Origin of the sequence: Mycolicibacterium parafortuitum (genome assembly GCF_002086815.1) — a bacterium.
Taxonomy (GTDB): Bacteria; Actinomycetota; Actinomycetes; order Mycobacteriales; family Mycobacteriaceae; genus Mycobacterium; species Mycobacterium parafortuitum.
Genome location: NZ_MVID01000006.1, coordinates 26,923 through 53,086 on the forward strand (window position 1 = coordinate 26,923; position 26,164 = coordinate 53,086).

General features: G+C 67.7%; 23 protein-coding genes and 1 tRNA gene. 9 read left to right on the plus strand and 15 right to left on the minus strand.

Annotated elements, in window-relative coordinates:
- Positions 1 to 8: 8 nt before the first annotated feature.
- Positions 9 to 704: a FadR/GntR family transcriptional regulator gene (locus BST38_RS09445; RefSeq protein WP_083143035.1), complete on the minus strand. Its 696-nt coding sequence runs from the start codon at positions 702 to 704 to the stop codon at positions 9 to 11.
- Positions 705 to 859: 155 nt separating this feature from the next.
- On the opposite strand from BST38_RS09445, the gene BST38_RS09450 reads away from it, so the two are divergent.
- From BST38_RS09450 to BST38_RS09465, 4 genes are all read left to right on the plus strand, one after another.
- Entirely contained in the window at positions 860 to 2,236 is a 1,377-nt protein-coding gene (locus BST38_RS09450; RefSeq protein WP_083143036.1) for an SLC13 family permease, read from the plus strand.
- 184 nt (positions 2,237 to 2,420) lie between these two features.
- Entirely contained in the window at positions 2,421 to 3,644 is a 1,224-nt protein-coding gene (locus BST38_RS09455; protein WP_110781706.1) for a CaiB/BaiF CoA transferase family protein, read from the plus strand.
- A complete protein-coding gene (locus BST38_RS09460; protein WP_083143037.1) occupies positions 3,641 to 5,143 on the plus strand; it encodes a carboxyl transferase domain-containing protein in 1,503 nt (500 codons plus the stop codon). Before BST38_RS09455 ends, BST38_RS09460 begins: the two co-directional genes overlap by 4 nt.
- A gap of 155 nt (positions 5,144 to 5,298) precedes the next feature.
- A complete protein-coding gene (locus BST38_RS09465) occupies positions 5,299 to 5,766 on the plus strand; it encodes a hypothetical protein (protein ID WP_083143192.1) in 468 nt (155 codons plus the stop codon).
- 24 nt (positions 5,767 to 5,790) lie between these two features.
- Here the strand turns inward: BST38_RS09465 and BST38_RS09470 are convergent, their stop codons facing one another.
- On the minus strand, positions 5,791 to 6,420 hold the full coding sequence (locus BST38_RS09470; RefSeq protein WP_083143038.1) for a TetR/AcrR family transcriptional regulator: 630 nt from the start codon (positions 6,418 to 6,420) through the stop codon (positions 5,791 to 5,793).
- A gap of 127 nt (positions 6,421 to 6,547) precedes the next feature.
- On the opposite strand from BST38_RS09470, the gene BST38_RS09475 reads away from it, so the two are divergent.
- The 3 genes from BST38_RS09475 (at position 6,548) to BST38_RS09485 (ending at position 9,984) form a co-directional block, all read left to right on the plus strand.
- Positions 6,548 to 7,447 (plus strand): metal-dependent hydrolase, encoded by a 900-nt coding sequence (locus BST38_RS09475; RefSeq protein WP_083143039.1) that lies wholly within the window; start codon positions 6,548 to 6,550, stop codon positions 7,445 to 7,447.
- Positions 7,448 to 7,632: 185 nt separating this feature from the next.
- Positions 7,633 to 8,937: a histidine phosphatase family protein gene (locus tag BST38_RS09480; protein ID WP_083143193.1), complete on the plus strand. Its 1,305-nt coding sequence runs from the start codon at positions 7,633 to 7,635 to the stop codon at positions 8,935 to 8,937.
- Between the two features lie 216 nt (positions 8,938 to 9,153).
- Complete coding sequence (locus tag BST38_RS09485; RefSeq protein ID WP_083143040.1) at positions 9,154 to 9,984, plus strand: L,D-transpeptidase; 831 nt, start codon at positions 9,154 to 9,156, stop codon at positions 9,982 to 9,984.
- A 926-nt stretch (positions 9,985 to 10,910) separates the two neighbouring features.
- Here BST38_RS09485 and BST38_RS09495 read toward each other — a convergent pair.
- Together BST38_RS09495 and BST38_RS09500 are read right to left on the minus strand one after the other, a co-directional pair.
- Positions 10,911 to 11,390, minus strand: coding sequence for a CAP domain-containing protein (locus BST38_RS09495; protein ID WP_083143042.1), 480 nt, complete (start codon positions 11,388 to 11,390; stop codon positions 10,911 to 10,913).
- A gap of 182 nt (positions 11,391 to 11,572) precedes the next feature.
- Positions 11,573 to 11,646 (minus strand) — tRNA-Met (locus BST38_RS09500).
- Between the two features lie 206 nt (positions 11,647 to 11,852).
- Between BST38_RS09500 and BST38_RS09505 the strand changes: the two genes are divergently transcribed.
- Positions 11,853 to 12,653 carry a M15 family metallopeptidase gene (locus BST38_RS09505; RefSeq protein WP_083143043.1) on the plus strand — a complete coding sequence of 267 codons (801 nt, stop codon included), beginning with the start codon at positions 11,853 to 11,855 and terminating at the stop codon, positions 12,651 to 12,653.
- 31 nt (positions 12,654 to 12,684) lie between these two features.
- On the opposite strand, the gene BST38_RS09510 is transcribed toward BST38_RS09505, so the two are convergent.
- The 10 genes from BST38_RS09510 to BST38_RS09555 all read right to left on the minus strand — a co-directional run bounded on the left by BST38_RS09510 (position 12,685) and on the right by BST38_RS09555 (position 22,688).
- The gene (locus BST38_RS09510) at positions 12,685 to 14,523 is read right to left on the minus strand and encodes a sugar phosphate isomerase/epimerase and 4-hydroxyphenylpyruvate domain-containing protein (protein ID WP_083143044.1); all 1,839 of its coding nucleotides are present in this window, start codon (positions 14,521 to 14,523) and stop codon (positions 12,685 to 12,687) included.
- A 40-nt stretch (positions 14,524 to 14,563) separates the two neighbouring features.
- Positions 14,564 to 15,181, minus strand: coding sequence for a 3-oxoacid CoA-transferase subunit B (locus BST38_RS09515; protein WP_083143194.1), 618 nt, complete (start codon positions 15,179 to 15,181; stop codon positions 14,564 to 14,566).
- A 65-nt stretch (positions 15,182 to 15,246) separates the two neighbouring features.
- Positions 15,247 to 15,936, minus strand: coding sequence for a 3-oxoacid CoA-transferase subunit A (locus BST38_RS09520; protein WP_083143045.1), 690 nt, complete (start codon positions 15,934 to 15,936; stop codon positions 15,247 to 15,249).
- Positions 15,933 to 17,114 (minus strand): bifunctional 3-oxoadipate enol-lactonase/4-carboxymuconolactone decarboxylase PcaDC, encoded by a 1,182-nt coding sequence (pcaDC, locus tag BST38_RS09525; RefSeq protein ID WP_083143046.1) that lies wholly within the window; start codon positions 17,112 to 17,114, stop codon positions 15,933 to 15,935. The genes BST38_RS09520 and pcaDC overlap by 4 nt, the downstream gene beginning before the upstream one ends.
- A complete protein-coding gene (locus tag BST38_RS09530; protein ID WP_083143047.1) occupies positions 17,111 to 18,325 on the minus strand; it encodes a lyase family protein in 1,215 nt (404 codons plus the stop codon). Before BST38_RS09530 ends, pcaDC begins: the two co-directional genes overlap by 4 nt.
- Entirely contained in the window at positions 18,322 to 18,891 is a 570-nt protein-coding gene (pcaG, locus tag BST38_RS09535) for a protocatechuate 3,4-dioxygenase subunit alpha (protein WP_083143048.1), read from the minus strand. The genes BST38_RS09530 and pcaG overlap by 4 nt, the downstream gene beginning before the upstream one ends.
- Positions 18,888 to 19,682 carry a protocatechuate 3,4-dioxygenase subunit beta gene (gene pcaH, locus BST38_RS09540; RefSeq protein WP_083143195.1) on the minus strand — a complete coding sequence of 265 codons (795 nt, stop codon included), beginning with the start codon at positions 19,680 to 19,682 and terminating at the stop codon, positions 18,888 to 18,890. The genes pcaG and pcaH overlap by 4 nt, the downstream gene beginning before the upstream one ends.
- Before the next feature lie 21 nt (positions 19,683 to 19,703).
- Positions 19,704 to 21,047: an MFS transporter gene (locus BST38_RS09545; protein WP_083143049.1), complete on the minus strand. Its 1,344-nt coding sequence runs from the start codon at positions 21,045 to 21,047 to the stop codon at positions 19,704 to 19,706.
- Positions 21,048 to 21,088: 41 nt separating this feature from the next.
- Complete coding sequence (locus BST38_RS09550; protein WP_083143196.1) at positions 21,089 to 21,988, minus strand: shikimate dehydrogenase; 900 nt, start codon at positions 21,986 to 21,988, stop codon at positions 21,089 to 21,091.
- Between the two features lie 58 nt (positions 21,989 to 22,046).
- A complete protein-coding gene (locus tag BST38_RS09555) occupies positions 22,047 to 22,688 on the minus strand; it encodes a TetR/AcrR family transcriptional regulator (protein ID WP_083143050.1) in 642 nt (213 codons plus the stop codon).
- A gap of 466 nt (positions 22,689 to 23,154) precedes the next feature.
- Between BST38_RS09555 and BST38_RS09560 the strand changes: the two genes are divergently transcribed.
- Complete coding sequence (locus BST38_RS09560; RefSeq protein WP_237160720.1) at positions 23,155 to 24,123, plus strand: autoinducer 2 ABC transporter substrate-binding protein; 969 nt, start codon at positions 23,155 to 23,157, stop codon at positions 24,121 to 24,123.
- Between the two features lie 25 nt (positions 24,124 to 24,148).
- Here BST38_RS09560 and htpG read toward each other — a convergent pair whose 3' ends face one another.
- Positions 24,149 to 26,104 (minus strand): molecular chaperone HtpG, encoded by a 1,956-nt coding sequence (htpG, locus tag BST38_RS09565; protein ID WP_083143052.1) that lies wholly within the window; start codon positions 26,102 to 26,104, stop codon positions 24,149 to 24,151.
- Between the last annotated feature and the right edge of the window lie 60 nt (positions 26,105 to 26,164).

Here is a 26,164-nt window from a genome sequence, read left to right on the forward strand (position 1 = left end):
GCTGGGGCTCAGTCGCCGGCGCGTATCAGTGCGACGTCCGACACCAATCGGATGTGATCGGCCATCGCCTGGGCCGCGCCGACGGAGTCCTGCCGGCGTACCGCCTCGGCAATGCGCTTGTGCCCTTCCAGCGACGCCCGCGGACGGTCCTGTTGGGACAGCGACTCGATGCGTGTTTCCCTTACCAGACCGGAGATCTCGTGCATCAGCTTCGCCAGCAGCGACGAGTGCGCCGCCGCGGTGATCGCCTCGTGGAACATCTCGTCCCCGACCACCCCACGGTCGCCGGCCTCGACCTCTTCCTCCATCTTCGCGATCGCCGCGTCGATGGCGGCCATTTCGGCGTCGCTGCGCCGCGCCGCGGCCAGGCCCGCCAGCTTGACCTCCAGCGCTTCGCGCGCCTCGATGATGTCCGGGATGCGGTCAGCGTGTTCGCGCAGCGCCTTGATCGCGCGCTCCTCGGTCGGCCGCCGGATCAGGATCGCGCCGTCGCCGTGGCGCACCGACAGCACCCCCTGGACCTCGAGCGCGACCAGTGCCTGACTCAGCGATGCCCGGCTCACCCCGAGTTTCGCGGCGAGCTCACGCTCTGCGGGCAGCCGGCCCCCGGGGGTCATCGCGTTGTCGGCGATGTACGCACACAGCTGCTCGACGATGACCTCGTAGAGGCGAGGCCGGGTCACCGGACGCAGTTGCTCAACCACTAACTCACCTACTCTCTGAGCCATTTGCTGGCCAGCCTACCGCCGACCCCCGGGTATTACGGATCACATTCCCTGTTGACAGTGAGCCACCCCACTGGTGTACTGGCTAGGCCAGTAGTCCACTGGTGAGGACTCACGGATATCCGGAGACAGCCATGCCGCTTGAGCTCATACCAATCCTCGCCCTGATCGCGATGTTCATCTGCGCGACGCTGTTGCCCATCAACATGGGCACCCTGGGCTTTGTCGCCGCCTTCCTGGTCGGCACCCTCGCCGTCGGGATGAGCACCGACGACATCATCGCCGGATTCCCCAGCGACCTGTTCCTGACCTTGGTCGGCGTCACGTACCTATTCGCGATCGCGCAGAACAACGGCACGGTCGACCTGATGGTCCGCGGCGCTCTCCAGCTGGTCCGCGGGCGGGTGACGTTCATCCCGTGGGTGATGTTCGGCATCACCGCGGTGCTGACCGCCCTGGGCGCACTCGGCCCGGCCGCGGTCGCGATCATCGCGCCCATCGCGCTGACCTTCGCCAAGCGATACAAGATCAACGCCCTGCTGATGGGCATGATGGTGATCCACGGGGCGCAGGCCGGCGGCTTCTCCCCGATCAGCATCTACGGCGTCACCGTCAACAACATCGCCGAGAAGGCGGGTCTGGTGAACAGTCCGTTGACCCTGTTCCTGGGCAGCCTGTTCTTCAACGCCGGGATCGGCATCCTGCTGTTCGCATTCCTCGGCGGCCGCAAGCTGCTGGGACGAACCACCCGCGACCACGTCGACGACGAGGCTGACGGCGGATCCGGACCCACGCCGCACGGCGCGCACCGGCCGGGCGATCCCCCGGTGTTCTCCGGCCACGGCACCGGCGCATCCGCGGCCACCCTGGTGGCCCCGCCGAACACCGCACTGAGCCCATTGCCCCGTCGCACGGTGTCATTCGACCAGGTGTTGACCCTTGTCGGGCTCGCGGCCCTGGCACTGTTCTCACTGATCCTGGACCTCGACATCGGCTTCGTGTCGATGACGGTGGCCGCGGTGCTGGCACTGGCCTCCCCGAAGGCCCAGAAAGGTGCGGTCTCCCAGATCAGTTGGTCCACCGTCCTTCTCATCGGCGGAGTGCTCACGTTCGTCGGGGTGCTGCAGGAAGCGGGCAGCGTCGAGTGGGTCGGCAACGGGGTCGCCAGCATCGGCATGCCCCTGCTGGTCGCGCTGCTGCTGTGCTACCTCGGCGCGATCGTGTCGGCATTCGCATCCTCGGTGGCCATTCTCGGTGCCACCATTCCGCTCGCGGTGCCGTTGCTGCTCGCCGGCGAAATCGGTCCGGTCGGCGTAATCGTCGCGCTCGCAATCGCTTCCACGATCGTCGATGTCAGTCCGTTCTCGACCAACGGGGCGCTGGTGCTGGCCAATGCCCAAGGGGTGGACCGCGACAAGTTCTACAAACAGATCCTCAAGTACAGCGCGCTCGTCGTCGCCATCGGGCCGCTGGTTGCCTGGGCCGTGCTGGTGGCGCCCGGCTGGCTCTGACAGCACTCGTACCTGTGGCGTGCGCGATCTGAGATCGCGCACGCCACAGGCATTTTCGCGCACGGCCGCAGTGGCGTAAGTCATACCCGAGAGATCGGCGTGAACCGTTGACACCCCCACGGCCCGGCTGCTTTCCTAAATTGGCTAGGCCAGTAGGCCACCATTCCAATCCGAGGTGACGCCCATGACGATCTCGACACATCCCGCCCCTCCTCCCGACTCGTCCGGCCCCCTGGCAGGGCTTGTCGTCGTGGACCTGACCCGCGCGCTCGCCGGCCCGCACGCCGCGATGATGCTCGGCGACCTCGGCGCCGAGGTGATCAAGGTGGAGAATCCCGACGGCGGTGACGACACCCGCGGCTGGGGTCCGCCCTTCGTCGAACCCGACGATGGCACAAGGGAATCCACGTACTTCCTGTGCGCGAACCGCAACAAGAAGTCCGTCACACTCGACCTCAAGACCGCCGACGGCAAGACCGCGCTGGCCCGGCTGCTCACGCGGGCGGACGTGCTGATGGAGAACTTCCGCCCCGGTGTCCTCGACCGGCTCGGATTCTCCGCGTCACGGCTGGAGGAACTCAATCCCGGGCTGGTGACGCTGTCGATCAGCGGGTTCGGCCACGACGGACCGGAGGCCGGGCGCGCAGGATACGACCAGATCGCCCAAGGCGAAGCCGGATTGATGTCGGTGACGGGCTCGGGTCCGCACGACATGCAGCGGGTCGGGGTGCCGATCGCCGATCTACTCGCCGGAATGTACGGCGCGTTCGGTGTTTTGGCGGCGTTGCACGAACGGCAGCGCACCGGGCGCGGCCAGGTGGTCCGCGCGTCGCTGTTGGCCGCTGTCGTCGGCGTGCACGCGTTCCAGGGCACCAAATGGACGGTCGCCGGACAGGTCGGTGAGGCCACCGGCAATCACCATCCGTCCATCAGCCCCTACGGCTTGTTCGACACCGCCGATGGCGCTGTGCAGATCGCAGTCGGCAGCGAGGGGCTGTGGCAGCGGTTCTGCACCGGCTTCGGCCTCGACGCGACCGCGCCGGGGATGGCGACCAACCCGGACCGGGTCACGAATCAGAAGCAGGTCCGCGACCTCGTGCAGAGCGTCTTCACCCTGTACGGCACCGAGGAACTGCTGTCCAGGCTCGACGAGATCGGGGTGCCGGCAGGCCGGATCCGTTCCCTCCGAGAGGTCTACGAGTGGGAGCAGACCCGGTCGCAGGGTCTGCTCATCCAGGTCGAGCACGACACCCTCGGACCCATCGAATTGCCAGGTCCGCCTTTGCGGTTCTTCGATGCGGGCGGCACGGAACGCACCCGCACCGCGCATTCGGCTCCCCCGGTGCTGGGTGCCCACAACCACCTTCTCGCCCACCGTCTCGCCGAGGCCGGGACGGTGCGGCGATGAGCGGCATCAGCGCTTCGGCACTACTCGACGTGCTGATCGATCCGGGCTCATGGGAGTCCTGGGACGCCCCCGTCATCGACCCGGCCGGCGACGGCCGCTATCTCGAGGAACTGTGCAGGGCCCGCGCGAGGACCGGCTCGGACGAGGCGGTGCTGACCGGCGCTGCCGACATCCGCGGCCATCGGGTCGCAGTTCTGCTGTGCGACTTCGGTTTTCTCGGCGGCTCGATCGGCGTCGCGGCCGGCGACCGACTCGCCGCCGCCGTCCGGCGCGCAACCTCCGAGCGGCTGCCGGTGCTCGCACTGCCGACCTCGGGTGGCACCCGGATGCAGGAGGGCACATCGGCGTTCCTGCAGATGGTCAAGATCACCGCGGCGGTGGTCGACCACAAGGCCGCTCATCTGCCCTACCTGGTGTACCTGCGCGATCCCACGACCGGCGGCGTGTTCGCGTCCTGGGGATCGCTGGGACACGTCACGTTCGCCGAACCCGGGGCACTCGTGGGGTTCCTCGGCCCCCGGGTGTACGAGGCGTTGTACGGCGCTCCGTTTCCTCCCGGAGTTCAGACCTCGGAGAACCTGCAGGACCACGGAATCGTCGATGCCGTGCTGGAACCGGCCGACCTCGCCGATGCCGTCGACCGCATCCTCGGCATCCTCACCCCCGCGCCACAGACGAAGGACGGCGCGGGCGCGGTGGACGAAGGCCTCGACCTGCCGGCATGGCATTCGGTCGTCGCGTCGCGCCGTGCCGACCGGCCGGGCGTCCAGCAGCTTCTGCGACACGCTGCCGGTGATGCGGTGATGCTCAACGGAACCGGCCACGGCGAGAGGGACGCGGGAATCGTGCTGGCGATAACCAGATTCGGCGGCTTGCCGTGCATCCTCGTCGGGCAGGACCGGGCGTGCCGCACCGGCCCGCTCGGGCCCGCGGCGCTACGCCAGGCCCGCCGCGGGATGCGTCTGGCCGCCGACCTGGCGGTGCCGCTGGTGACCGTCATCGACACGGCCGGCGCCGCGCTGTCACGGGAGGCCGAGGAGGGCGCTCTCGCCGGGGAGATCGCCCGCTGCATCGCCGACATGGTGGCTCTGGACGCACCGACCGTGTCCGTCCTTCTCGGTCAGGGCACCGGGGGCGGCGCGCTGGCTCTGCTTCCGGCCGACCGGATGCTCGCCGCCCAGCACGGCTGGCTGTCCCCGCTTCCGCCGGAGGGCGCCGGCGCCATCCTGTACCACGACACCGGCAAGGCGCCGGAAATGGCTGCCGCCCAGCGGATCCGATCGACAGACCTGTACCGCGCCGGCGTCGTCGACCACGTGATCCCTGAACTACCCGATGCGGTGGCAGAACCCGTGACGTTCTGCCACCGTGTCGGCACGGTGCTGGGACAGACGCTGGCCGAGTTGGCCGAACGCGGCGATGCCGACCGCCGGGCCGAGCGGGCCCGCCGGTTCGACCGGTTGGGTGACGGCTCCCCGCTTCTCGCTCAGGCGGGATAGGCCGCGACTACCTGGTCGGGGCACCCCGAATGTGGGCCTTAAGTACGCGAATTCTGTGGATTGTGTACATAGGGCCCACATTCGGCCGTACCAGTGCATCGAGCGTAACCAGGGGTTGACGCGCATGACACCGTAGGAGCGTGCACGTCGAGAAGATGATCCGCCGAGGCGCCACGATCACCGCTGCCCTCGCCCTGACCACGCTCTCCGGTGCCGTGGCCGGTGCCGAACCGCCGCCCGGGGCAGACGTGATCGACGACTACCCCGTCGCCGAAGGATCCTTCCGCCCCGGTCCGCCACCGAACTACCACGTGTATTTCCGCACGCCGGACGGCCTGTTCTGCGGCATCGGGCCCAACGGCGGGCCCATCGGCTGCGACGGCGTTCCGCTGGACGCCCCACCGGGCACCAACCAGACGTTCCTGACCAGCGGCGCCCCGGCCGAATACCGCTACTCCCCCACGCCGACGTTCACCCAGGACGGTGTCGACGTGCTGCCCGCCGGTCAGCGGCTGGAGAATTGGGGCGCCAGTTGCGGTGTCGGACATCAGGGCACCGTGACCTGCAAAACCTACGGCGGGCACGGCTTCGCGATCTCCAGCGTCTACGGGCTTCTCTGGTAGTCGAAGTGAGGGCTCATCAGGCGCTCAGGGCCGGGCCAGGGGTAGCGCGGAGGACGCAGCCCACTCCCGCACCGCCGGGCCGAGCCAGCGCCGCAGATGCTGCCGCAGTTCGTCGGGCGTGCGGGCCGGATCACCCGGGTTGGTCAGGAAGGACTGCACGATGCGCAGCGCCCATTCCACGAGCTCGTCCAGGCCTGCCGGCTCGGTATCGACCTGCGTCCAGTCGATCGAGGTGCTCTCCAGCAGCATCCGGCGACCGATGTCACGTGCGGCGTCGGAGGTGACGCTGCGCAGCAGCGTGTGGGACGGCTCGTCGAGCAGCAGCTGCAAATAGGGCTCGTGCGGCACCGCGGCAACGGTCTGCACCACACCCTCGATGATCGCGTCGGTGATGTCGTCGAAAGACTGCAGCTCCTCACCCAGCCGGCTGAGAAAGCGTCGCGTCCCGTCTTCGGCCGCGGCGCGCAGTAGTGCGGTGGTGCTCGGAAAGTACCGGTAGACAGTGGCTCTGCTGACCCCGAGCGCGGTCGCGACATGCGCGATGCTGGTCTGGGCGCCGCGCTCGGCCACACACCGGTGGGTGGCGGCGATGATCCGCGACACGGCTTCGTCGTCCGTGGACGGCGGTTCACCCTGCCAGCCGTGCGTGCGCATGCTGCGACTGTAGCGCCGCGACCCCTTTACCTCGGCGATACACCTCTGCTATGACTGTATCGTCGATGTTTCGGTACGGCCCGATAGGCAAGGGGCGATCAGTGGATCCACGCACAGGCGAAAACCGATGACGGCCTTGCAGATCCGGCGCATCCGGTTCGACTTCGACGACGCCGTGCCGTTCAACTGGAACCCGGCCAACCCGGCGTTCTCGACGTACATGAACATGGTCTCGATCATGGCGATCTGCTTCGAGAAGATGATCGTCGCGGCGGTGCGCGAGGCGATGCCGCTGATCAGCGATCCGGCGGTCGCCGAGGAGGCCGAGGCATTCCTGCGGCAGGAAGCCCAGCACGCCAATTCACACCGTCAACATGTACGCGCACTGATCCGCTCCTACCCCGGGCTCCAGGAGACGTTCGACGCGTCGAACGCCGCGTACGACCAGGTCACCGAAACGACTCCGCTGCGCTACCGGTTGGCCTACATCGCCGACCTCGAGGCCACGTTCACACCGTTCTTCAAGATGCTGCTCGACTATGAGGACACACTCTTCCGCACCGGTGACGACCGGGTGGCGTCACTGTTCGTGTGGCACTTCGTCGAAGAAGTCGAGCACCGCAGCTCGGCGCTGATCGTCTATGACGCCGTGGTGGGCAGCAAGAGCTACCGGATGCGGGCGCTGCCCGGGATCGTCAAACACCTGACCGAGGTCAGTTCGTTGATCATGGACGGCATCAACGAACATGTCCCGCTGGCCGAACGGGCGATCGACGTCAACACCATCAAACCGCTCAACGGCCTGATCGACGCGGTCCGCAGCCGGGCGACGCGACAGCCGAGGGTTCCTGCTGCGTTCCACGCGATCCCGTGGAAACGTAAGATTCACACCGCATCTCGGGTGCTGCTGAGCCAGACCCCGCTGCACGACCCAGCGCACGAGCCGACGCCGGAGTTCGCCGACCGGTGGTTCGCGCGATTCGAACGCGGCGACGACGTCGCGCACTGGTACGCGGGCGCGCGTTAGCCTCGGTCGCCACGCGCCGTCGCGGCGAACGCCCACACCCCGTCCACCGACCACTGGTCGTCAGCATGACGGCGTACTCCGCAGGCCGAGGCGACGGTGGTCGACCTGCACCGCTGTTTCGGCCCTTTCCGCACCGTGCGCGTCGTACCGTGAGCGAACGCAACGGCGCGAGGAACGGAGTGGTGATGCGAGATCCACTGACACGTCGAGTCCGGACAGTCCTGATCGCGGCGCTGTCCGCCGTGCTGCTCGTACTGGTCTCCGCGATTCCGTCGTGGGCCATGACGCTGACGTTCGTGCGTCACGCCGAATCACTGGCCAACGCGGCGGGAATCATCGACACCGGGGTGCCTGGTCCCGGATTGAGCGAAAAGGGCTGGGCGCAGGCCGAGGCCGTCGCGCCCGCCCTCGCCGGCATTGGCTTCGACGGTGTCTACGTGTCGTCGATGCTGCGCACCCAGCAGACCGCCCAGCCGATGCTCGCGCTGCTGCCCGGGTCCGGCGTTCAGGTCCTGCCCGGTCTGCGGGAGATCTCGGCGGGCATCTTCGAAGGCGCGTCCGAGGACGAGGGCCTGGGCCGCGTGGGCTACGCGCTGGCCCCGGTCCTCTGGATGCTGGGCGCCCGGTTCCTGCCCGTGCCCGGCGGGGAGGACGGCAACGCGTTCGACGCCAGGGTGGACGGTGCGATCCAGCAGATCGCCGACAACGGCGACGAGAACGCGGTGGCCTTCGCGCACAGCGCCACGATCATGTTCTGGGTGATGATGAACGTCGACAACCCCGATCTCGGCCTGATGCTCCGCCATCAGCTCGACAACACCGAGTCGGTGGTGATCGACGGCAGCCACGAGGAGGGCTGGACGCTGGTCAGCTGGGCGGGCCAGCAGGTCTCCGCGGATCCGTCGCTGGTCACCAAACTGCTCGTCAACGTGCGGGACGTGGTGGTCGCTCCGCAAACCGCGCTGTACAACATCGGCAAGGCGTTCGCCTCGGGTGACTTCGAAGCGCTGGTGCGCGCGGTCCGCGACGGCGTGGTCGAGGTGACCCGCGCGGTGGTCAACTTCATCCCCGACACCGTGCGCGACATCGCCGACGAGTTCCGCCCGGCCGCGTCGACGGTCACGGCGACGGTCGCGGAGGACACTGCAGAGGCCGGCCTGGACCAAAGCATCGCCGCGGCCGCCCCGCAGCAGCCGAACGACGACGAGAGCGAATCGCAGTCCGTCACCGTCGCCAAGAAGCGCGCTGAGTCGGACGGCACGGAAAGGGCGGACGGCACGGAAGAGGCGCTCGATGCCACGCCGGGCGACGAGGTCACCGAGGAGGTCGACGACGAGACGGCGGAGTCCACCGACGAGGTCGCTGACTTGGACGTCGCAGAGTCCGACGAGACCGATGCTGGAGACGACGCCCCGGCCGACGACGTGGACGGCGATTCGGACGACAGCGGCGACGCCGGAAGCGCGACGTCGGAACCGGCCGCCGCGTAAAGTGCGCCCGGCCGAATGCGAGAAACTTCGCCAGATCGGTCACACCAGTCCCGAGTAGCCGCCCGCAGCATCCACCGAGTACCCCGTGCGCCGTTGCCGAAGTGTGACAGATACTTGATTGTTTCGAAGGAAGACAACAGGTTTCGACCACTATTGTTGAGTCTCCGGCATCACGGATTATCGCGATGCTGCAAATTCGAAAGGGTGCGGAGTCCAATGCGCGTGGCTGTTCGGGGTGCCCTCGTTGTCGGCATAGTGGCTGTCAGCACGGTTACCGCACCGATCAGCACTGGTAAAGCGGCGCACTGGTCCCCGCTGCCCGATATCGCATCACTGCTTCCCGCGGAGGGCGCAGTGGTGGGTGTGGCGCATCCGGTGATGGTCACCTTCGACAGCCCCGTGGTCAATCGGCGCGTTGCCGAGCAGGCTTTGCGCGTCAAGTCCGAGCCCGCGATGAGCGGCCGGTTCGAATGGGTGGAAAACAATGTCGCCCAGTGGATTCCGGATAAGTTCTGGGCAGCGCACAGCACGGTCATGCTCAAGGTGGGCAACCTGCCCGAGAGAAGTTTCAACATCGGCCCAGCCGTCATCGGAGTCGCGAACCTCTCGGAGCACACCTTCACCGTGACTATCGACGGCGAACCCCCCACAGCGCTGCCGGCGCCGCACCACCGGCCGAACTGGGGCAAGAACGGGGTGTTCCCGGCGTCGATGGGCCGTCCGGAATATCCGACGCCCGTAGGTGTCTACTCCGTCATGGCCAAGGAACGCGACGTGCTGATGGATTCGAGCAGTGTCGGCATCCCCATCGATGCTCCCGACGGATACCTCCTCGACGTGGAATACGCCGTCAGGTTCACGTCGCGCGGTCTCTTCGTGCATTCAGCGCCGTGGGCTGTCAATCAAATGGGCTATGAGAATGGCAGCCACGGCTGCATCGGACTCAGCACCGAAGATGCCGAGTGGTACTTCGACAAAGTCAACGTCGGAGACCCGATCATCGTGCAGGAGAACGGCGTCGAGGTTCCTCGCGTCGTCTCCGGCTAGATACCGGCTCGGTTGCGGAGACACCGGACATCCTTCAGCGTTGCGGCTCAGGCGGTTTGAGCTCACGCCATGAGCAGGCACGGGCTACCGGACGCAGGCCTGGACAGGAAAAGCGTTAGTTACCAGCTGACTTCACCGTAACGCGCCGTGGTGTGCGCTTCGTCGGCGAACCACACCGGCGGCCCGCTCCCACCTAGGGAGCGAGCCGCCGGCGTAGGTTTCAGTGCCCGGTGGAATTGCCTGGGCCAGGCATGATCGGCTGACCCGGCAGCGGCGCTCCACTTGGCGCCGGACCCGTCAGATCACCCTTCCCGGCGAGACCGCCCATGCTGCTCAACGGAAGGCCATCGGCCGCAGCACCAGCCAGCGGAACCAGAGGCGCGGCCGGCGGGGGCGGCGGCGCGATCGGCGGCACAACCGGAGGGGGCGCCAGCGGCCCGGGCAGGGCCATCGGAACGCCTGCCATCTCGGTGATCGGCGCACATACGGTTGCGGCTGCCGGATCCACCCCCGCAGAGTTCTGAAGGCACTCGGCCCCGCCCGCTTGCGCGACAGCGGGGCTCAACCCCAAGGCCACACAGCACATCCCGGCCCCGACCGCCGCCGCTCTGATGCTGAGCCGATCAAAGATCGCCACCGACCACCACTCCATCCGTTTACGCGCAGACTTCCGCTCCGGGTCGCGCAGCGGAATGTCTGTGATACCAAGGCAACGTCGCCGTCACGACGACGTCGTCAATTTATCGCTCCAGACAGCAGCAGCGGAATACTCTGCGCGAGGCTGTACCCGAACGGTGACGTTCGGCGCCGCCGACGCGCGTAGCGCAGCAAATCCCCTGCAGAAGATATGGTTTCGAGACCGATACGTTGTCGTCGGTTCATCCAACCGCTCTACGCGGTCCGGGACGCCCGTGCCCAGTTGCGAGTTACGGACCGGCGAAGTCGCCGACCGCGGTCATCATGTTGCCGTCCCAGGCGGTGGCGAAGCCGCCGGCGGTGAATGCGCAATTGAGGATGATCGCTCGGTGCCCGGGACTTTGCATCCAGAAAGCGATAGCTGCGTCCGCCGTCGCCGCAGACCCGGTGGCCCAGAAAACGATCTCACCGGTGGACCCGGCGGTGCCGTAGCCCGCCTCGGTCATGCGCGCCCGGGGTGACGACCCGTCCGAGCCGGCATGGCTGAACACACGGTTCCGCAGCATGTCATCGGCATGCCGCTGGGCCGCCGCGGTCAGACGCGCGTCCTCACCGATCGCCCCGCACGATTGGCGTTGCTGGTTGACGCCGACATATATCCCAGCTGCCCGGTCGTCGGCCTGCGCAGAAGGACCAGCGGTGGTGCCGAGCGCCGTGGTGACGACGGTGCAGATCGCGAAGACACGGACGAACTTGGCCTTCGCGATCATGTTGTCTCTTGGCGCCCCACCTAACCGCACAGTTGTTTTTCGCGACGTCGCAGCGGTTCGTTACACAAACGTGATGAGACCGCTGATGCCGGCTTAGGGCGCGTTGGTCGTTGGTACCACACACAGATCACGCGCCCATGAGAAAAGCCCCCGGAGTTTCCTCCGGGGGCTTTTCCAACTAGTAGCGGGGACAGGATTCGAACCTGCGACCTCTGGGTTATGAGCCCAGCGAGCTACCGAGCTGCTCCACCCCGCGACGGGTAGAAGCTAGGTTACCGGGATGCGAAGGAGGCACCAAATCGCCTGCTCAGAGCCCCCGATCGCTGTGATGGACCCCCTTTCGGCCACCCCTGCTCAGCGCACCCGGTCGCCCACCCGACGTGCTGCCGCCTAGACCGCGCCCGGCGCCGGTGGCTTTCCGGGCGACGCTGCGGCGATCGCCTTCGAGTGCTGCAATGGGGAATGCGCGCGAGACCGACGTGGGCGGCTCTGGCCGCCTCCTTGTCCCTGATTGCCGTCACATCGGCGCCGACTTCTGCGGCGCAACCCGAACCCGTCGCTCCCCCGGAGTTCGTCTCACTCACCGACGTGGATCCCTCCATTCTGTTGGACATTCGCTACGTCACTCCGCACAACTTCACCGGCAAGCCCGTCGACGGCTACCAGACCCCGACGTGCATCCTGACCCGCCCGGCGGCCGAAGCGGTGCAGCGCGCCCAACAACAGTTCGTCGCCCAGGGTTACTCGCTGAAGATCTATGACTGTTACCGGCCGCAGCGCGCCGTCGACTCATTCGTCGCCTGGGCCAACGATTTATCCGACCGGCAGATGGAAGCGGAGTTCTATCCGCGGGTGGACAAAACCCGACTGTTCGCCGACGGCTACATCGCCGAACAGTCCGGCCACAGCCGCGGCAGCACCGTCGATTTGACGCTGGTCTCGCTGCCGCCGCGCGCGGAGCAGGCGTACGTGCCGGGGCAGCCGCTGGTGGACTGTGCGGCGCCGGTCTCGGAACGCTTCCCCGACAACTCCCTCGACATGGGCACCGGATACGACTGCTTCGACACGCTGTCGCACACTCTCGACCCGCGCGTCCAGGGCGACCAACTGAAGAACAGGCTGCTGCTGAAGGACGGCCTGGAGAAGCAGGGCCTACAGAACTACGAGAACGAGTGGTGGCACTTCACCTACAAGCCGGAGCCGTTCCCCGACACCTACTTCGACTTTCCGGTCGACCCCGCGTCGCTGGTGAGCCCGCGCTGACGCGCCGGCCGGCGGACCCCCGGCACAGCGGTCAGAAGTGCGCCTTTGCGCGTCGCGCGGCGACGTGGGCGGCCATGCGGACCGGGGCGTCGGCGAGCGGACGGCCCCGGTAGTCGCCTCGCCGCTCGACGATCTCGAAGTAGACCTGCGAGCCGATCACCGCGGTATAGGCATGCAGGTATTCGCCGTCGGCGCTGCGGTCGTACAGGATGTTCAGCCGGCGGATCCGGTCCACGAACTCGTCGGTGAGATCCAGCCGGGCCTGCAGATCGACGTAGTAGTTGTCAGGGATCCGCAAGATCGGGGCGTCGGCGGGTAGCGCGCCCAAGGCGGCGACGATGTCGTCGGTGAGGAACGCGATGTGTTGCGGGGTCTGGACACCCGGGGTCCACTTCCCCCGGCGCAGCAGCGGACCGTCCAGCGCCACACCGAATCCCGACGGCTGCGGCGCGCGGAGCAGATGACTGCGCACCAGGCCGTAGGGCCCCGGGTACTCCGCGACCTCCTCGGTGCGCATCCCGAGCACGGAACGATAGAACAACACGCTTTCGTCGTACCGGTCGAAGGGCGCGGTGACCGAGACGTGGTCGATAGCGGTGAGGCCGGCGTCGGCGGCCACGCCGGCCGGTGACTCGACGTCGAAGTCGCGGCGCCAATCCAACTCGGCGCGCTCGGCGGAGACGAAGAACACCGATACGCCGTCCGGCGCCGCGACGGCGGGCAGATCCGCCTCCCCCGGCCGCACCACCCGCGGCAGGGCTGCCACGTTGAGACCCTCGGCCGTGGCGGCGAAACCGGTGGGATCCTCGGTGTCGAACCCGATCGCGGCAATCGCCGTGGAATCGTCCTCGGCGGCATCGGTGACCACGGTCACCAGGATGGTGACATCGTGTTGCGTCCACGCCGTCACCTTTTTGGTGCGGTGCGTCGCCGAGGGCGCGAATCCCAGTGCGGACAACGCGTGTTCGGCCGTGGTGAGGTTGGTCGGTGTGACGCTCAACTCGACGAACGCCACGTCGAACCGCTGCCGCGGCAGTGCGTGGTCGAGGCCGGCTTCGAGCGCTCCCAGCGACCGCACCGCGTCGATGGCCGTCCGGACCGGCGAGGACTGCCGGAACACGTCGTTGAACACCTCCAACGACAGCGGGCCCCGGTACCCGGCGTCCAGCACGGCTGCGGTGAACGCGACGAGGTCGAAAGCCCCCTCCCCCGGAAACAGCCGGTAGTGCCTGCTCCACTGCAACACGTCCATGTCCTTGTGCGGCGCGTCGGCGAGCTGGAGGAAGAAGATCTTGTCGCCGGGCACGTCGGCGAGTTCGGACATCGTCGACGATCTCGACAGGATGTGGAAGCTGTCCAGGCACAGGCCGACGGCCGGGTGGTCAGCCCGCCGGACCGCCTCCCAGGATTGCTGCCACAGATCGACCGTGCGCCCCCAGGCCAAGGCCTCGTAGGCGATGCGCATCCCGCGGCGCTCGGCGAGTTCCCCCGCCGCGCGCAATTGCGCTGCCAGCTCGTCGATGTCGGCCACGGCGTCGCCTGAGGCGTTGGAGCAGACCAGGATCAGATCGACGCCGAGCTCGGCCATCACGTCGAACTTGCGGTCGAGACGGATGAGGTTGCGTTCGAACTGTTCGCGGTCGGTGCTGTCGAGGTCCCGGAACGGTTGGTACAGCACGATGTCGAGCCCGAGTTCCTCACACCGCTTCCGGACCTCCGCCGGACTCGACGTCGACGCGACGAGATCGGGTTCGAACAGTTCGATCCCGTCGAACCCGGCATGGGCGGCGGCGACGAGCTTGTCGTCGAGCGTCCCGGACAGGCAGACCGTCGCGATGGTCTTGACGTGCCGGTTGGGGGTGAGAGTCATGATGTGAGGCCTTCTTTCACGACGAGATGGTCGGCATCGGTCACTCCTGCACGCGGCGGAGCGTGGGGTCCAGACGCTTCTGGAGTTCGGCGAACGAGGTTCCGTAGGTCGCGATCACCCGGATCCCGTCCTGGCCGACGGCGAACATCGCCAGTTCGGTGTACACCCGGCTGACACACGCCAGGCCCGTCAACGGATACGTGCACTGCGGCACCAGTTTCGGTGTGCCGTCCTTGGTGAACAGCGTCATCATGACGAAGACGTCCTTGGCGCCGATCGCCAGGTCCATGGCCCCGCCGACGGCCGGGATCGCCCCCGGTGCACCGGTGTGCCAGTTGGCCAGGTCCCCGCGCTCGGAGACCTGGAACGCGCCGAGAACGCACACGTCGAGGTGCCCGCCGCGCATCATCGCGAACGAGTCGGCATGGTGGAAGTACGAGGCGCCGGGCAGCTCGGTGACCGGGATCTTGCCGGCGTTGATCAGATCCGGGTCGATCTCGTCGCCGACGGCCTCGGGGCCCATGCCCAGCATGCCGTTCTCGGTGTGCAGGACGATCCCGCTGTCGGGGGCGAGGTAGTCCGAGACCTTCGTGGGCTGTCCGATGCCGAGGTTGACGAACGACCCGGGCGGGATGTCGGCGGCGACCGCCCTTGCCATCTCGTCGCGCCCGAGGGGTCCCCGGTCGACGTTCTCGACGGTCTCCGACACGGTGAGGGCGATGGTCACGAAGCCTCCAATACCGGGGTGGTCGCCGCGGAGAGGTCCAGCACCCGGTCGACGTAGATGGACGGCGTCACCACCACTTCCGGGTCGATGTCGCCGGTCTCGACGACCGCGGACACCTCGACGATGGTCAGGTCGGCGGCCGTCGCCATGACCGGTCCGAAATTGCGTGCGGTCTTGCGGTAGACCAGGTTGCCCATCCGGTCGCTGCGATGGGCGCCGATCAGGGCCACGTCGCCGCGGATCGGATACTCCAGGACGTAGTCGCGTCCGTCGATGGTGCGCGTCTCGCGCCCCTGGGCCAGGTCGGTGCCGAACCCGGTGGGACAGAAGAACGCGCCGATCCCGGCGCCCGCGGCCCGCATCCGTTCGGCGAGGTTGCCCTGCGGCACCACCTCGAGGTCGATCCGGCCCGCACGGTAGAGCTCGTCGAACACATGGGAATCGCTTTGTCGCGGAAACGAACAGATGATCCGGCGCACCCGCCCGGCGGCCAGCAGTGCGGCCAGACCGGTGTCGCCGTTGCCGGCGTTGTTGCTGACGATGGTCAGGTCGGTGGCGCCGTGGTCGATGAGCGCGTCGATCAGCACGGTGGGCATGCCGGCCATGCCGAAGCCGCCGACCAGGACGGTCGACCCGTCGGCGATGCCGGCCACCGCCTCCCGGGGGTCACCGGTGATGAGCGTCATCGGGCACCGCCCGCGGCGTCGTCGTCGGACAGCACGTCGGCGGCGATGCGGAACGCGGAGTTGGCGTCGGGGACGCCGCAGTAGATCGCGGTCTGCATGATCAGCTCCTTGATCTCGTCGTCGGTCAGGCCGTTGCGGCGTGCGGCGCGCAGGTGCATCGCGAATTCCTCGTGGTGGCCCCGCGCGATCAGGGCGGTCAGCGTGATCATCGAGCGACTGCGGCGGTCCAGCCCGGGTCGCGTCCAGATGCCGCCCCAGGCGTACTCGGTGATCATGCGCTGGAAGTCCGCGGTCAGGTCGGTGGTGGCGGCGGTGGCGCGGTCGACGTGGGCGTCGCCGAGCACCTCGCGACGCACAGCCATGCCGGCCCGGTAGACGTCGTCGACGGTGCCGGCGGCGGGAGCCGGCGACAGCCCGACGTTCTGCGCGATCAGTGCCGCGACCCGGTCGGGCGCCTCGGCGGGCGCGAGGTGGGCGACACCGTCGAGCACCACGAGCTCGCCGTTCGATACCCCGGTCGCGATGCGCTGCAACGACTCCGGTGGGGTGGGCACGTCGTCGCGGCCCGCGACCGCGAGGACGGGGATGGCGATCTCGGTCAGTCGCCGCGCGACGTCGAATCCGGCCAGCGCCTCGCACGTCCACGCGTAGGACTGCGGATCGGTGCGGCTCAGGCTGTCCAGGAGCGCCGCCGCGACGCCGGGGTGGCGCTCGACGAAGCCGGGTGCGAACCAGCGCTGCGGGGCGGCGGCGACGATCGGGGCGATGCCGTCGGCGCGCACGGTGGCGGCGCGTTCGTGCCAGCCGTCCGGGGTGCCGATCACCGCGCCGGTGCACATCAGCGTCGCGGTGCTCATCCGGTGCGGCGCATCGAGGGCCACCTGCAGGCCGACGGCGCCACCGACGGAATCGCCTGCGTAGTGGAAAGTCTGGGCACCGAGCTGGTCCGCGAGCGCGAGGACCGCGGCGGCGAGGTCGGCGATGGTGAATGCCGCGGCGGGGGCGCTGCGGCCGTGGCCGGGCAGATCCCAGCCGACGAGGCGGGCGCGGGTGACGAGCCCGTCGGCGACCCCACCCCACAGGGTGGCCGCCGAGGTCCCCAGCGATGGGCCGAGCAGGATGAGCGGCCCGTCGACGGGCCCGCCGAAGTCGACGGCGGCCAGCGTGGGAACGGTCACGAGGACTCCTCGAGGAAGTGGCGGGCCCGGCTCAGCGTCGCGTCGACGACGCGGTCCGCTGCTCCCGTGTAGTCGGAAAGTCCGGGCCGACCGGTCAATTCGGTCATCGTCTGCTGTTCGGAAAGCAGGCCGTCGGCGGCGGCAAGGTTCGCGGCGGCAAGGTTGGCGGCGGCACGGCCCTCGTCGAATCGCAGCCCGCAGACGAGGTCGGACGTGTGCGCGGCGGCGACGACGGTGCGCCGCGCCAGCGTCCGCAGCGTTGCCCATTCCGCGTGCCAGGCGCCGTCGGAACGTTCGTCGACGCTCGCGGCGGATGCGGCGTGCAGAGTGGCACCGAGTGGTCCCGCCGTGAGTGCCGCGCGCCGGATCAGCACGGCGCGTACGGGATTGTTCTTGTGCGGCATGGTCGACGATCCGCCTCCGCTGCCCTCGGCCAGCTCGCCGACTTCGGGGCGGCTGCCCGTCGTCACGTCGGCGGCGAGGTGTCCCCAGCTGTCGCAGCACGTCACCAGCGCATCGCCGATCCGGGTGATGGGCGACCGTGTGGTGTGCCACGGCAGCGCGGGCGCAAGCATCAGACGGTCGGCCAGCGCGTCGCCCAGGGCCAGCGCCGCGTCGATCGACCCGGCGAGTTCGGTGGTGGCGGCGAGCGTGCCCACCGCGCCGCCGACCTGGACGGGCAGCGACGTGCGCAGGCCGGCCAGCGGCTCGGCCGCGTCGAGCACGCCTGCGAGCCAGCGGGAGATCTTCGCGCCGAGTGTGCTCGGCAAAGCCGCCTGGGTCAGCGTGCGCGCCAATGCCGGTGCGTCACGGTGGGTTTCAATGAGCTCTGAAAGCGCGCGAACCTGCGCGGCGCACTCGACGCCGACCCTGATGAGCACGTCACGCACGCAGAGGATCACCGCCGTGTCCAGGACGTCCTGGCTGGTCAGTCCGCGGTGCAGCCACCGTGCCGTCTCCGCGTCCGCGCGGTCCCGAAGCACGGCGATCAGGGCGCTGACCGGGTTGCCGTCGACGTCGGCGCGCCGCGCGATCGTCTCGACGTCGCCGTCGGCGACGGACAGGTCCGCCCGGGCGTCGGCCGGGGCGATGCCGGCGTCGACCAGAGCGCCGAGCCAGGCCTGCTCGACGGCGACCATCGCGGCGAGGAACGCGCCGTCGCTCATCAGGTCACCCGCGAGATGGTCCCCCGGCCAGAAGAGATCGGTCACCGTGGCTGCCCGGGATAGCGCAGGAAGACGGTCTCGGGCGCGCCTGGCGCGTCCTGCAATTGGACGTCGAAGTGCAGGCCGGCACCATCGCGGGTCGCGATCAGGGTCTGGCGCCGTTCGGGTGGCAGCGAGGTCAGCAGCGCGTCGTCGGCCAGGTGGTCCCCCTGCATGTAGACGCGGGTGAACAGCCGGTTGAGCAGTCCGCGGGCGAACACGGTCATCAGGATGAACGGAGCCGCCCCGGGCCGGACCGGGCCGGGGATCACGGTGGAGAACGAGTACCGGCCGTCGTCGCCGGTGCTCGCCCGGCCCCATCCGGTGAAGGTGAAACCGTCCCGGTGCATTGACCCGGCGGAGGTGGGGACCGCACCGTCGGCGTCGGCCTGCCAGATCTCCAGCAGCGCATCGGGTACCGGGCGGCCGTCGCCCGCGGAGACGACGCCCGACAGTTGAATGGCGTTCGGCGAAGCGGGAGGAACGAGTTCGTGGCACCGGTCGAACGGCAAGGCATAGCCGAAGAACGGGCCGACGGTCTGTCCCGGGGTCGCGGTCAGCAAGGAGCTCATGCGTGCTCGCCTGTCAGGTCGGCATTCTCGGTCGGGGTGGGTGTCGCGCCGGTGAGCACGATGTCCCAGCGGTAACCCGTCGCCCACTCGTGGGTGGTGACGTCGTGGTCGTAGGCGGCCACCAGCCGATCACGGGCCTTGCGGTCGGTGATGGCCTGATAGATCGGGTCCAGGCCGAACAGCGGATCGTTCGGAAAGTACATCTGGGTGACCATCCGCTGCGTGAATTGTGTTCCGAACAGCGAGAAGTGGATGTGCGCCGGCCGCCAGGCATTTCGGTGGTTCTTCCACGGGTACGGTCCCGGCTTGATGGTGGTGAACCGGTAGGTGCCGTCGTCGTCGGTCAGGCAGCGGCCGACACCGGTGAAGTTGGGGTCGATCGCCGCCGGATGCTGGTCGCGCTTGTGGATGTAGCGCCCACCGGCATTGGCCTGCCAGATCTCGACGAGCTGGCGCCGCACGGGCCGGCCGTCGCCGTCGAGGACCCGGCCGGTCACCACCATCCGCTCACCGATCGGTTCACCCCCGTGCTGGATGGTGAGATCGGCTTCGAGCGGGTTGACATCGCGCTCCGAGAAGCACGGCGTCCACAGTTCGACGCCCTCGGGGTCCGCGTGGTGGAGATCCTTGGTGGGATGACGCAGCAGGCTGCTGCGGTACGGCGGGTAATCGAGCCGGGGCTGTGTCTCCTCGACCCCTGCGCGCTCGTAGTCGGTGGCGATAGCTGCCATCTCCGCGCTGATCGCCTGCTGGTCGGCGGTGGCGCTGTCGGAGTCGGTGACGGTCGGCATCAGGTTCTGCACGGTCGCTCCTCAGTGGTCGACGAGTTCCCGCGCGGAGCCGGGCGTCGTGCCCAGCAACGCGGTCGGGACGTCCTTGGTTTCCCTGGCCGTCAGCGCGGCACCGCTCGCGATCAGGCAGACGACCGCGGTGAACACGGTGATGACCACCCAGCCCCCCTCCTCTACCCCGCCGAGTGCCGTCACGATCGCCGGCGCGAAGCCTGCGACGAGGAAGCCCAGCTGCGTGCCGATCGCCAACCCGGAGAACCGAACCCGGGTGGAGAACATCTCGCCGTAGAACGACGGCCACACCGCGTTGGCGGCGGCATAGCCAAACGAGAAGGTGGCGATCGCCAGCGCGAACATCAGCAGCGTGTTTCCACTGCTCATCGACAGGAGATAGAACGGCATCAGCACCGCCGAGGACAGCGCACCGTAGATGAAGACCGGCTTACGGCCGACGCGATCGGCCAGCTTTCCGAAGAGCGGCTGCGTTCCCAGTGCCACGATGTTCGCGACCACGACAAGCCACAGCGTCACGTCCGAGTCAAGCCCCATTTTCTTGCCGTAGGCGATCGCCAGGTTGGCGAACACCGTTGACACAGCGGCGATGAAGGCACAGAAGATCACCCGCAGGACGTCACGCCAGTGATTGCGCATCAGGGGTTTCAGCGGCATCCGGGCGATGGTGCCCTTGCTCTTGGCATCCTCGAATTCGGGCGTCTCGTGCAGCCGACGGCGGATGAAGTAGGCGACCACGACCACGAACGCGCTCAGCCAGAACGGAACTCGCCAGCCCCAGGAGTACAGGTCGTCGTCCGGCAGTGCGACGATCGGGATGACGACGAGCGAGGCCAGGATCAGTCCGCCCTGGGTTCCGGTCAGCGTCCACGAGGTGAAGAACGCGCGCTGGTTGTCGGGCGAATGTTCCAACGTCAGCGAGCTGGCACCGGCCTGCTCGCCCGCGGCCGAGAAGCCTTGCAGCAGCCGGCATGTGACCAGCAGGATGGGTGCGAGGACCCCGGCCGTGTCGTAGGACGGCAGGCAACCGATCGCGAACGTCGAGACGCCCATGAGGACGAGGGTGAACATCAGCACGTTGCGGCGCCCGATGCGGTCACCGTAGTGGCCGATCACGAAGGCGCCCACGGGCCTGGCGATGTAGGCGACCCCGAGTGTGGCGAACGACTGCGCCAACGCGACCGTGTCGTTGCCCTCGGGGAAGAAGACCTTCGGGAAAACCAGCGCGGCGACGAACCCGAACACGAAGAAGTCGTAGTACTCGACGGCGCTGCCCATGAAGCTGGCCAGCGCGGCCTTCTTCGGCGTCCGTTCGGGTGCGCTGTCGGGCGGGTTGCTGTCGGTGAAGCTCATGGGTTCCTCCTACATTCCTCGTGAAGTCAGACGGCTGCGAATTACGTGGCAAGCGTTCGGAAATGGCGTGACATGCGGTCGGCATCCGGGGTGATTCCGGTGATCAACTCGAAGGCGATGGCCGCCTGGTGTACCGCCATGTGGCCGCCGTCGAGCGTCCGGCAACCGGCCCGGCGGGCGGCGGTGAGCAACTCGGTGTCCAAGGGCCGGTAGACGATGTCGGCCACCCACAGGCCGGGATGCAGAAGACCGGCGTCGAACGGCAGCCCGGGGTGGTCGGCCATGCCGGTGGGCGTGCAGTGCACCACGCCGTCGCTGGACGGCAGCAGGATCGAGAGCTTGTCGGACGGCGACACGTCGACGTGCGCGTCGCGGTGGCGCGCGGCGAGTTCGCCGGCCAGGGTGGTGGCGCGCTCGACGTCGACGTCGACGATGGTCAGATGGGCGGTGCCCAGGTCGAGGAGCGCGTGCCCGACCGCTGCACCCGCGCCCCCGGCACCGAGCAGGACCACGTGAGAGGTGGCCGCACCGGGCAGGCCTTCGGCGAATCCCCGGGCGAAGCCGGGTGCGTCGGTGTTGTAACCGACGGTGCCGGTCGTCTGGAACACCACCGTGTTGACCGCCCCGAGTGCGGCGGCACCGTCGTCCAGCCGGTCGAGGTGCGGGATCACCGACCGCTTGCACGGATGGGTGATGTTGAGGGCGTCGAACCCGAGGGCGCGCGCCCAGGTGAGGATCTCCCCGATCCGGTCGGGAGTGAGTCCGGCCGCGTTCAGATCAATGGTGCGGTAGACGTAGTTGAGCCCGTGGGCCCGCGCCTCGGCCATGTGTAGTGCCGGGGTGAGCGACGGTCCGACGCCTTGTCCGACGAGACCGACCAGATACGGGCTGGATGTCACTGCTTCACCGTTTCTCCTTAATGTACTAACTAGTACGTACATCCAGTAGAGCACTGTGGTCTGCGTCTCGTCAAGGATTTGGTGTGAGCTGAGTCGCTCGTCAGCGCGCGGTGAGCCAGCCGACGACGATGTCGCCGATCATCCGCCGCAGGTGGGCGCGTTGCGCGGCCTCGGTGAAGTCCACGTCGAACAGGAACCCGAAGGTGTAGCGGTTCGCCACCTGGAACACGCAGTAGGAACTGATCAGCAGGTGCACGTCGAGCGCCTCGACGTCGGCACGGAACACCCCCTGCTCGTGGCCGCGGGTGAGAATCTCGTCGAGCAGCGACGTCGCGGGCCGAGCCAGGCTGCGCAGCGAGTCGAGGCGCCCGATGTACTCACCCCGGTGGATGTTCTCGATCGCCACCAGCCGAATGAAGGCCTGATGGTCGAGGTGATGGTCGAAGGTGAGCTCGGCGAGCTTGCGCATCGCGTCCACCGGATCGACGTGGTCGACCTGCAGCCGCTGCTCAGCCTCGCGGATCCCGCGGTAGGCGTTCTCCAGCACGGCCAGGTACAGGCCCTCTTTGCCGCCGAAGTAGTAATAGATCATGCGCTTGGTGGTGCGGGTTCGCTCGGCGATCTCGTCGACCCGCGCGCCGGAGTAGCCGGATTCCGCGAACACCTCGGTCGCGACGGCCAGAAGCTCGGCGCGGGTTCGTTCGGCATCACGCTGCAGTTCGGGGCGGGGCTCGCCGGTCACGCCGCGAGCTTACTGGCGCCCCTGCCCGCGCCTTGCGCGGACATTCCCACGGCGAGCAACAGACGGTTCGTCGGCGCCATCCGACCACCCCAGGCTTCACCCGGTGGGCGCCTGAGCTGATCGCCACCGACGATGAACCGCGACGACTCGGCGCGCGGGCTTCGGGGAATGACACCGCTGGCGCTGCGCCACGAATTCCCCTGTCATGCAACGCCAGACGCATCAAAAGTGCAATGATGCTGAATTTTCCTCTGTCGCAGTGCGATCCAAACGGCATCGCGCTGATCCCGCTCCGCTGCCCGTGAGCGCCCCGCAGCGTGGGGTACTCCGCGGCGCGGAAGACGGCAATCCTCCTGCGCCGAGGGCCGAAGTAGGTCAATCTGATACCCAACCCCCGCGGGGTCCACGAATGGAGTAGTGAATGCGGCGCAGTCGAACTGTCCTTCTCGGCGCGGTAGGCGTGGTCATGACGCTGATCGCCGCGTCTGCCGGAGTCGCCAACGCCGCCCCGGATGCCAATGGCCTGACGATGGTCAACGTCGTCAAGGTCAAGGGTCTGCCCTGGTTCAACCGGATGGCCGTGGGCGACGAGAACTTCGCGCAACGCACCGGCGTCCACACCAGCCAAGAGGGCGCAGACGACACCGACCCGCAGAAGCAGGTCCAGCTGATCGCGGATCTGATCCCGCGCCGGCCGACCGCCATCACCGTGGTGCCCAACTCGGTCGAAGCGCTGGAGGATGTACTCGGACAGGCTCGCGCCCAGGGCATCACGGTCGTCTCGCACGAGGCCACCGGAATTCAGAACGCCGACATCGACATCGAGGCGTTCGACAACGCCGCCTTCGGCAGGCAGATCATCCAAAGCCTCGCCCAGTGCATGGGCGGACAAGGCGACTACGTCCAATTCGTCGGTAGCGTGACCATGACGACGCACATGCAGTGGGTGGACGCCGCGCATGACATGCAGCTGGCCGATTTCCCCGGCATGACCCGGGTCGAAAGCCCGGTCGAAACCGCCGACGATGAGTCGACCGCCTACGCGAAGGCCACAGAGCTGCTGGCGAAGTACCCGAATCTCAGGGGCTTTCAGGGCGCGGCCAGTACCGATGTGCCGGGAATCGCACGTGCCGTACGAGACGCGGGCTTGCAGGACCGGATATGCGTGATGGGAACCGCGGTTCCCTCCTTGGCGTTGCCGTACTTCTCCGACGGCTCGGTCGACAAGATTTTCTTCTGGGATCCGGCGATGGCCGGGGAAGCGGCATTGCAGATCGCGCTGATGCTCGTGCAGGGCGAGAAGATCGAGGCCGGCACCAATCTGAACGTCCCCGGCTACGAGTCGCTGACCAAACTCGACGGCTACGACAACGTCTTCGTCGGAAATGCCGCGCTGGAAGCCGACGCCAACACCATAGCCGGGTACCAGTTCTGAAAGACCCGAGGTCGTCCCGTCCCGTCTAGGACTGCTCCCCGATCGTGCGCGTCAGCCGGTCGGCGAGCAGGCCGGCGAACTTCGCCGGATCCTCCAGCGCCCCTCCCTCGGCGAGAAGTGCGGTGCCGTAGAGCAGTTCGGCGGTGCCGGCCAGCTCGGCGTCCGCGCCGCGGTTCTTGTACGCGTCCCGAAGACCGACGATCAGCGGGTGGTTCGGATTCAGCTCGAGGATCCTCTTCTCCACCGGGACCGGCTGACCCGATGCCCGGTACATACGGGCCAGTGCGGGTGTGATGCCGAAGGTGTCGGTGATCAGGCACGCGGGCGAATCGGTCAGCCGCGTGGACAGCCGCACTTCCTTGACGTGGTCGCTCAGGGTGTCCTTCAGCCAGGAGATCAGGTCGGCGAACTCCTGCTCCCGCTCCTGGCGTTCGGCTTCGCTGGCTTCTTTGTCGGCCTCGGAGTCGAGGTCGACCTCGCCCTTGGCCACCGACTGCAGCGGCTTGCCGTCGAACTCGTGGATCGACTCCACCCAGACTTCGTCCACCGGATCGGTGAGCAACAGGACCTCGTACCCCTTGGCCTTGAACGCCTCCAGGTGCGGTGAGTTCAGCAGCTGCTGACGGGATTCGCCTGCGGCGTAGAAGATCTGGCCTTGCCCCTCCGGCATGCGTGCCACGTAATCGGCCAGCGTGGTGGGTTCGTCGTCGCTGTGCGTCGAGGCGAACGAGCACAGCCGCAGCAGCGTCTCCTGGTTGTCGGTATCGGTCAGCAGCCCCTCTTTGACGACCCTGCCGAACTGCGTCCAGAAGGTGCGGTACTTCTCCGGCCGCTCTGTCTGCATCTCGGTGATGGTCGAGAGCACCTTCTTGGTGAGCCTGCGCCGGATCGCCCGGATCTGGCGGTCCTGCTGCAGGATCTCGCGGGACACGTTGAGCGACATGTCCTGTGCGTCGACGACACCCTTGACGAAGCGCAGGTACGGCGGCATCAGCTGGTCGCAGTCACCCATGATGAAGACCCGCTTGACGTACAGCTGCACCCCGACCGCGGCGTTCTGGTTGAACAGGTCGAACGGCGCGTGCGACGGGATGAACAGCAGCGCCTGGTATTCGAACGTGCCCTCCGCTTTCATCGCGATGATTTCCAGCGGCTCGTCCCACGCGTGCGCGATGTGCTTGTAGAACTCCGTGTACTCCTCGTCGGAGACCTCGTCGCGGGGCCTGGCCCACAGTGCCTTCATCGAGTTCAGCGTCTGGGTCTCGACGGTGACCGTCTCCTCGCCGCCCTCCTCGGACGCGGGAGTCCGGCGCTCGACGTCCATCCGGACGGGCCAGGCGATGAAGTCCGAATACTGCTTGACGAGTTCCCGGATCTTCCACTCCGAGGTGTAGTCGTACAGCGCGTCCTCGCGGTCCTCGGGTTTGAGGTGCAGCGTGACCGAAGTCCCGACTGGCACTTCGCCACCGGACTGGTCCACGGTCTCGATGGTGTAGCTGCCCTCGCCGGTGGACTCCCACCGGGTCGCCTCGCTCTCGCCCGCCTTGCGGGTGAGCAGCTCCACGCGGTCGGCCACCATGAAGCTTGCGTAGAAGCCGATCCCGAACTGGCCGATGAGCTCCTCGGAGGCGTTCGCGTCCTTGGCCTCCCGCAGCTGCTGGCGCAACTCGGCGGTACCCGACTTCGCGAGCGTGCCGATCAGGCGCACCACCTCGTCGCGCGACATACCGATGCCGTTGTCGCGCACCGTCAGCGTGCGCGCGTCCTTGTCGACGACGATCTCGATGTGCAGATCGGAGGTGTCGACGTCGAGGTCCTTGTTGCGGAACGCTTCGAGCCGCAGCTTGTCCAGCGCGTCGGAGGCGTTCGAGATGAGCTCGCGCAGGAACGAGTCCTTGTTGCTGTAGACGGAGTGGATCATCAGATCCAGCAGTTGCCGTGCCTCCGCCTGGAATTCGAGCTGCTCAACCTGCGGTGCCATGTGCCCTCTCCTTCGACAAAGCGATCTCAGATGCCGGGAGACAAATATTAGCGAGGCCGC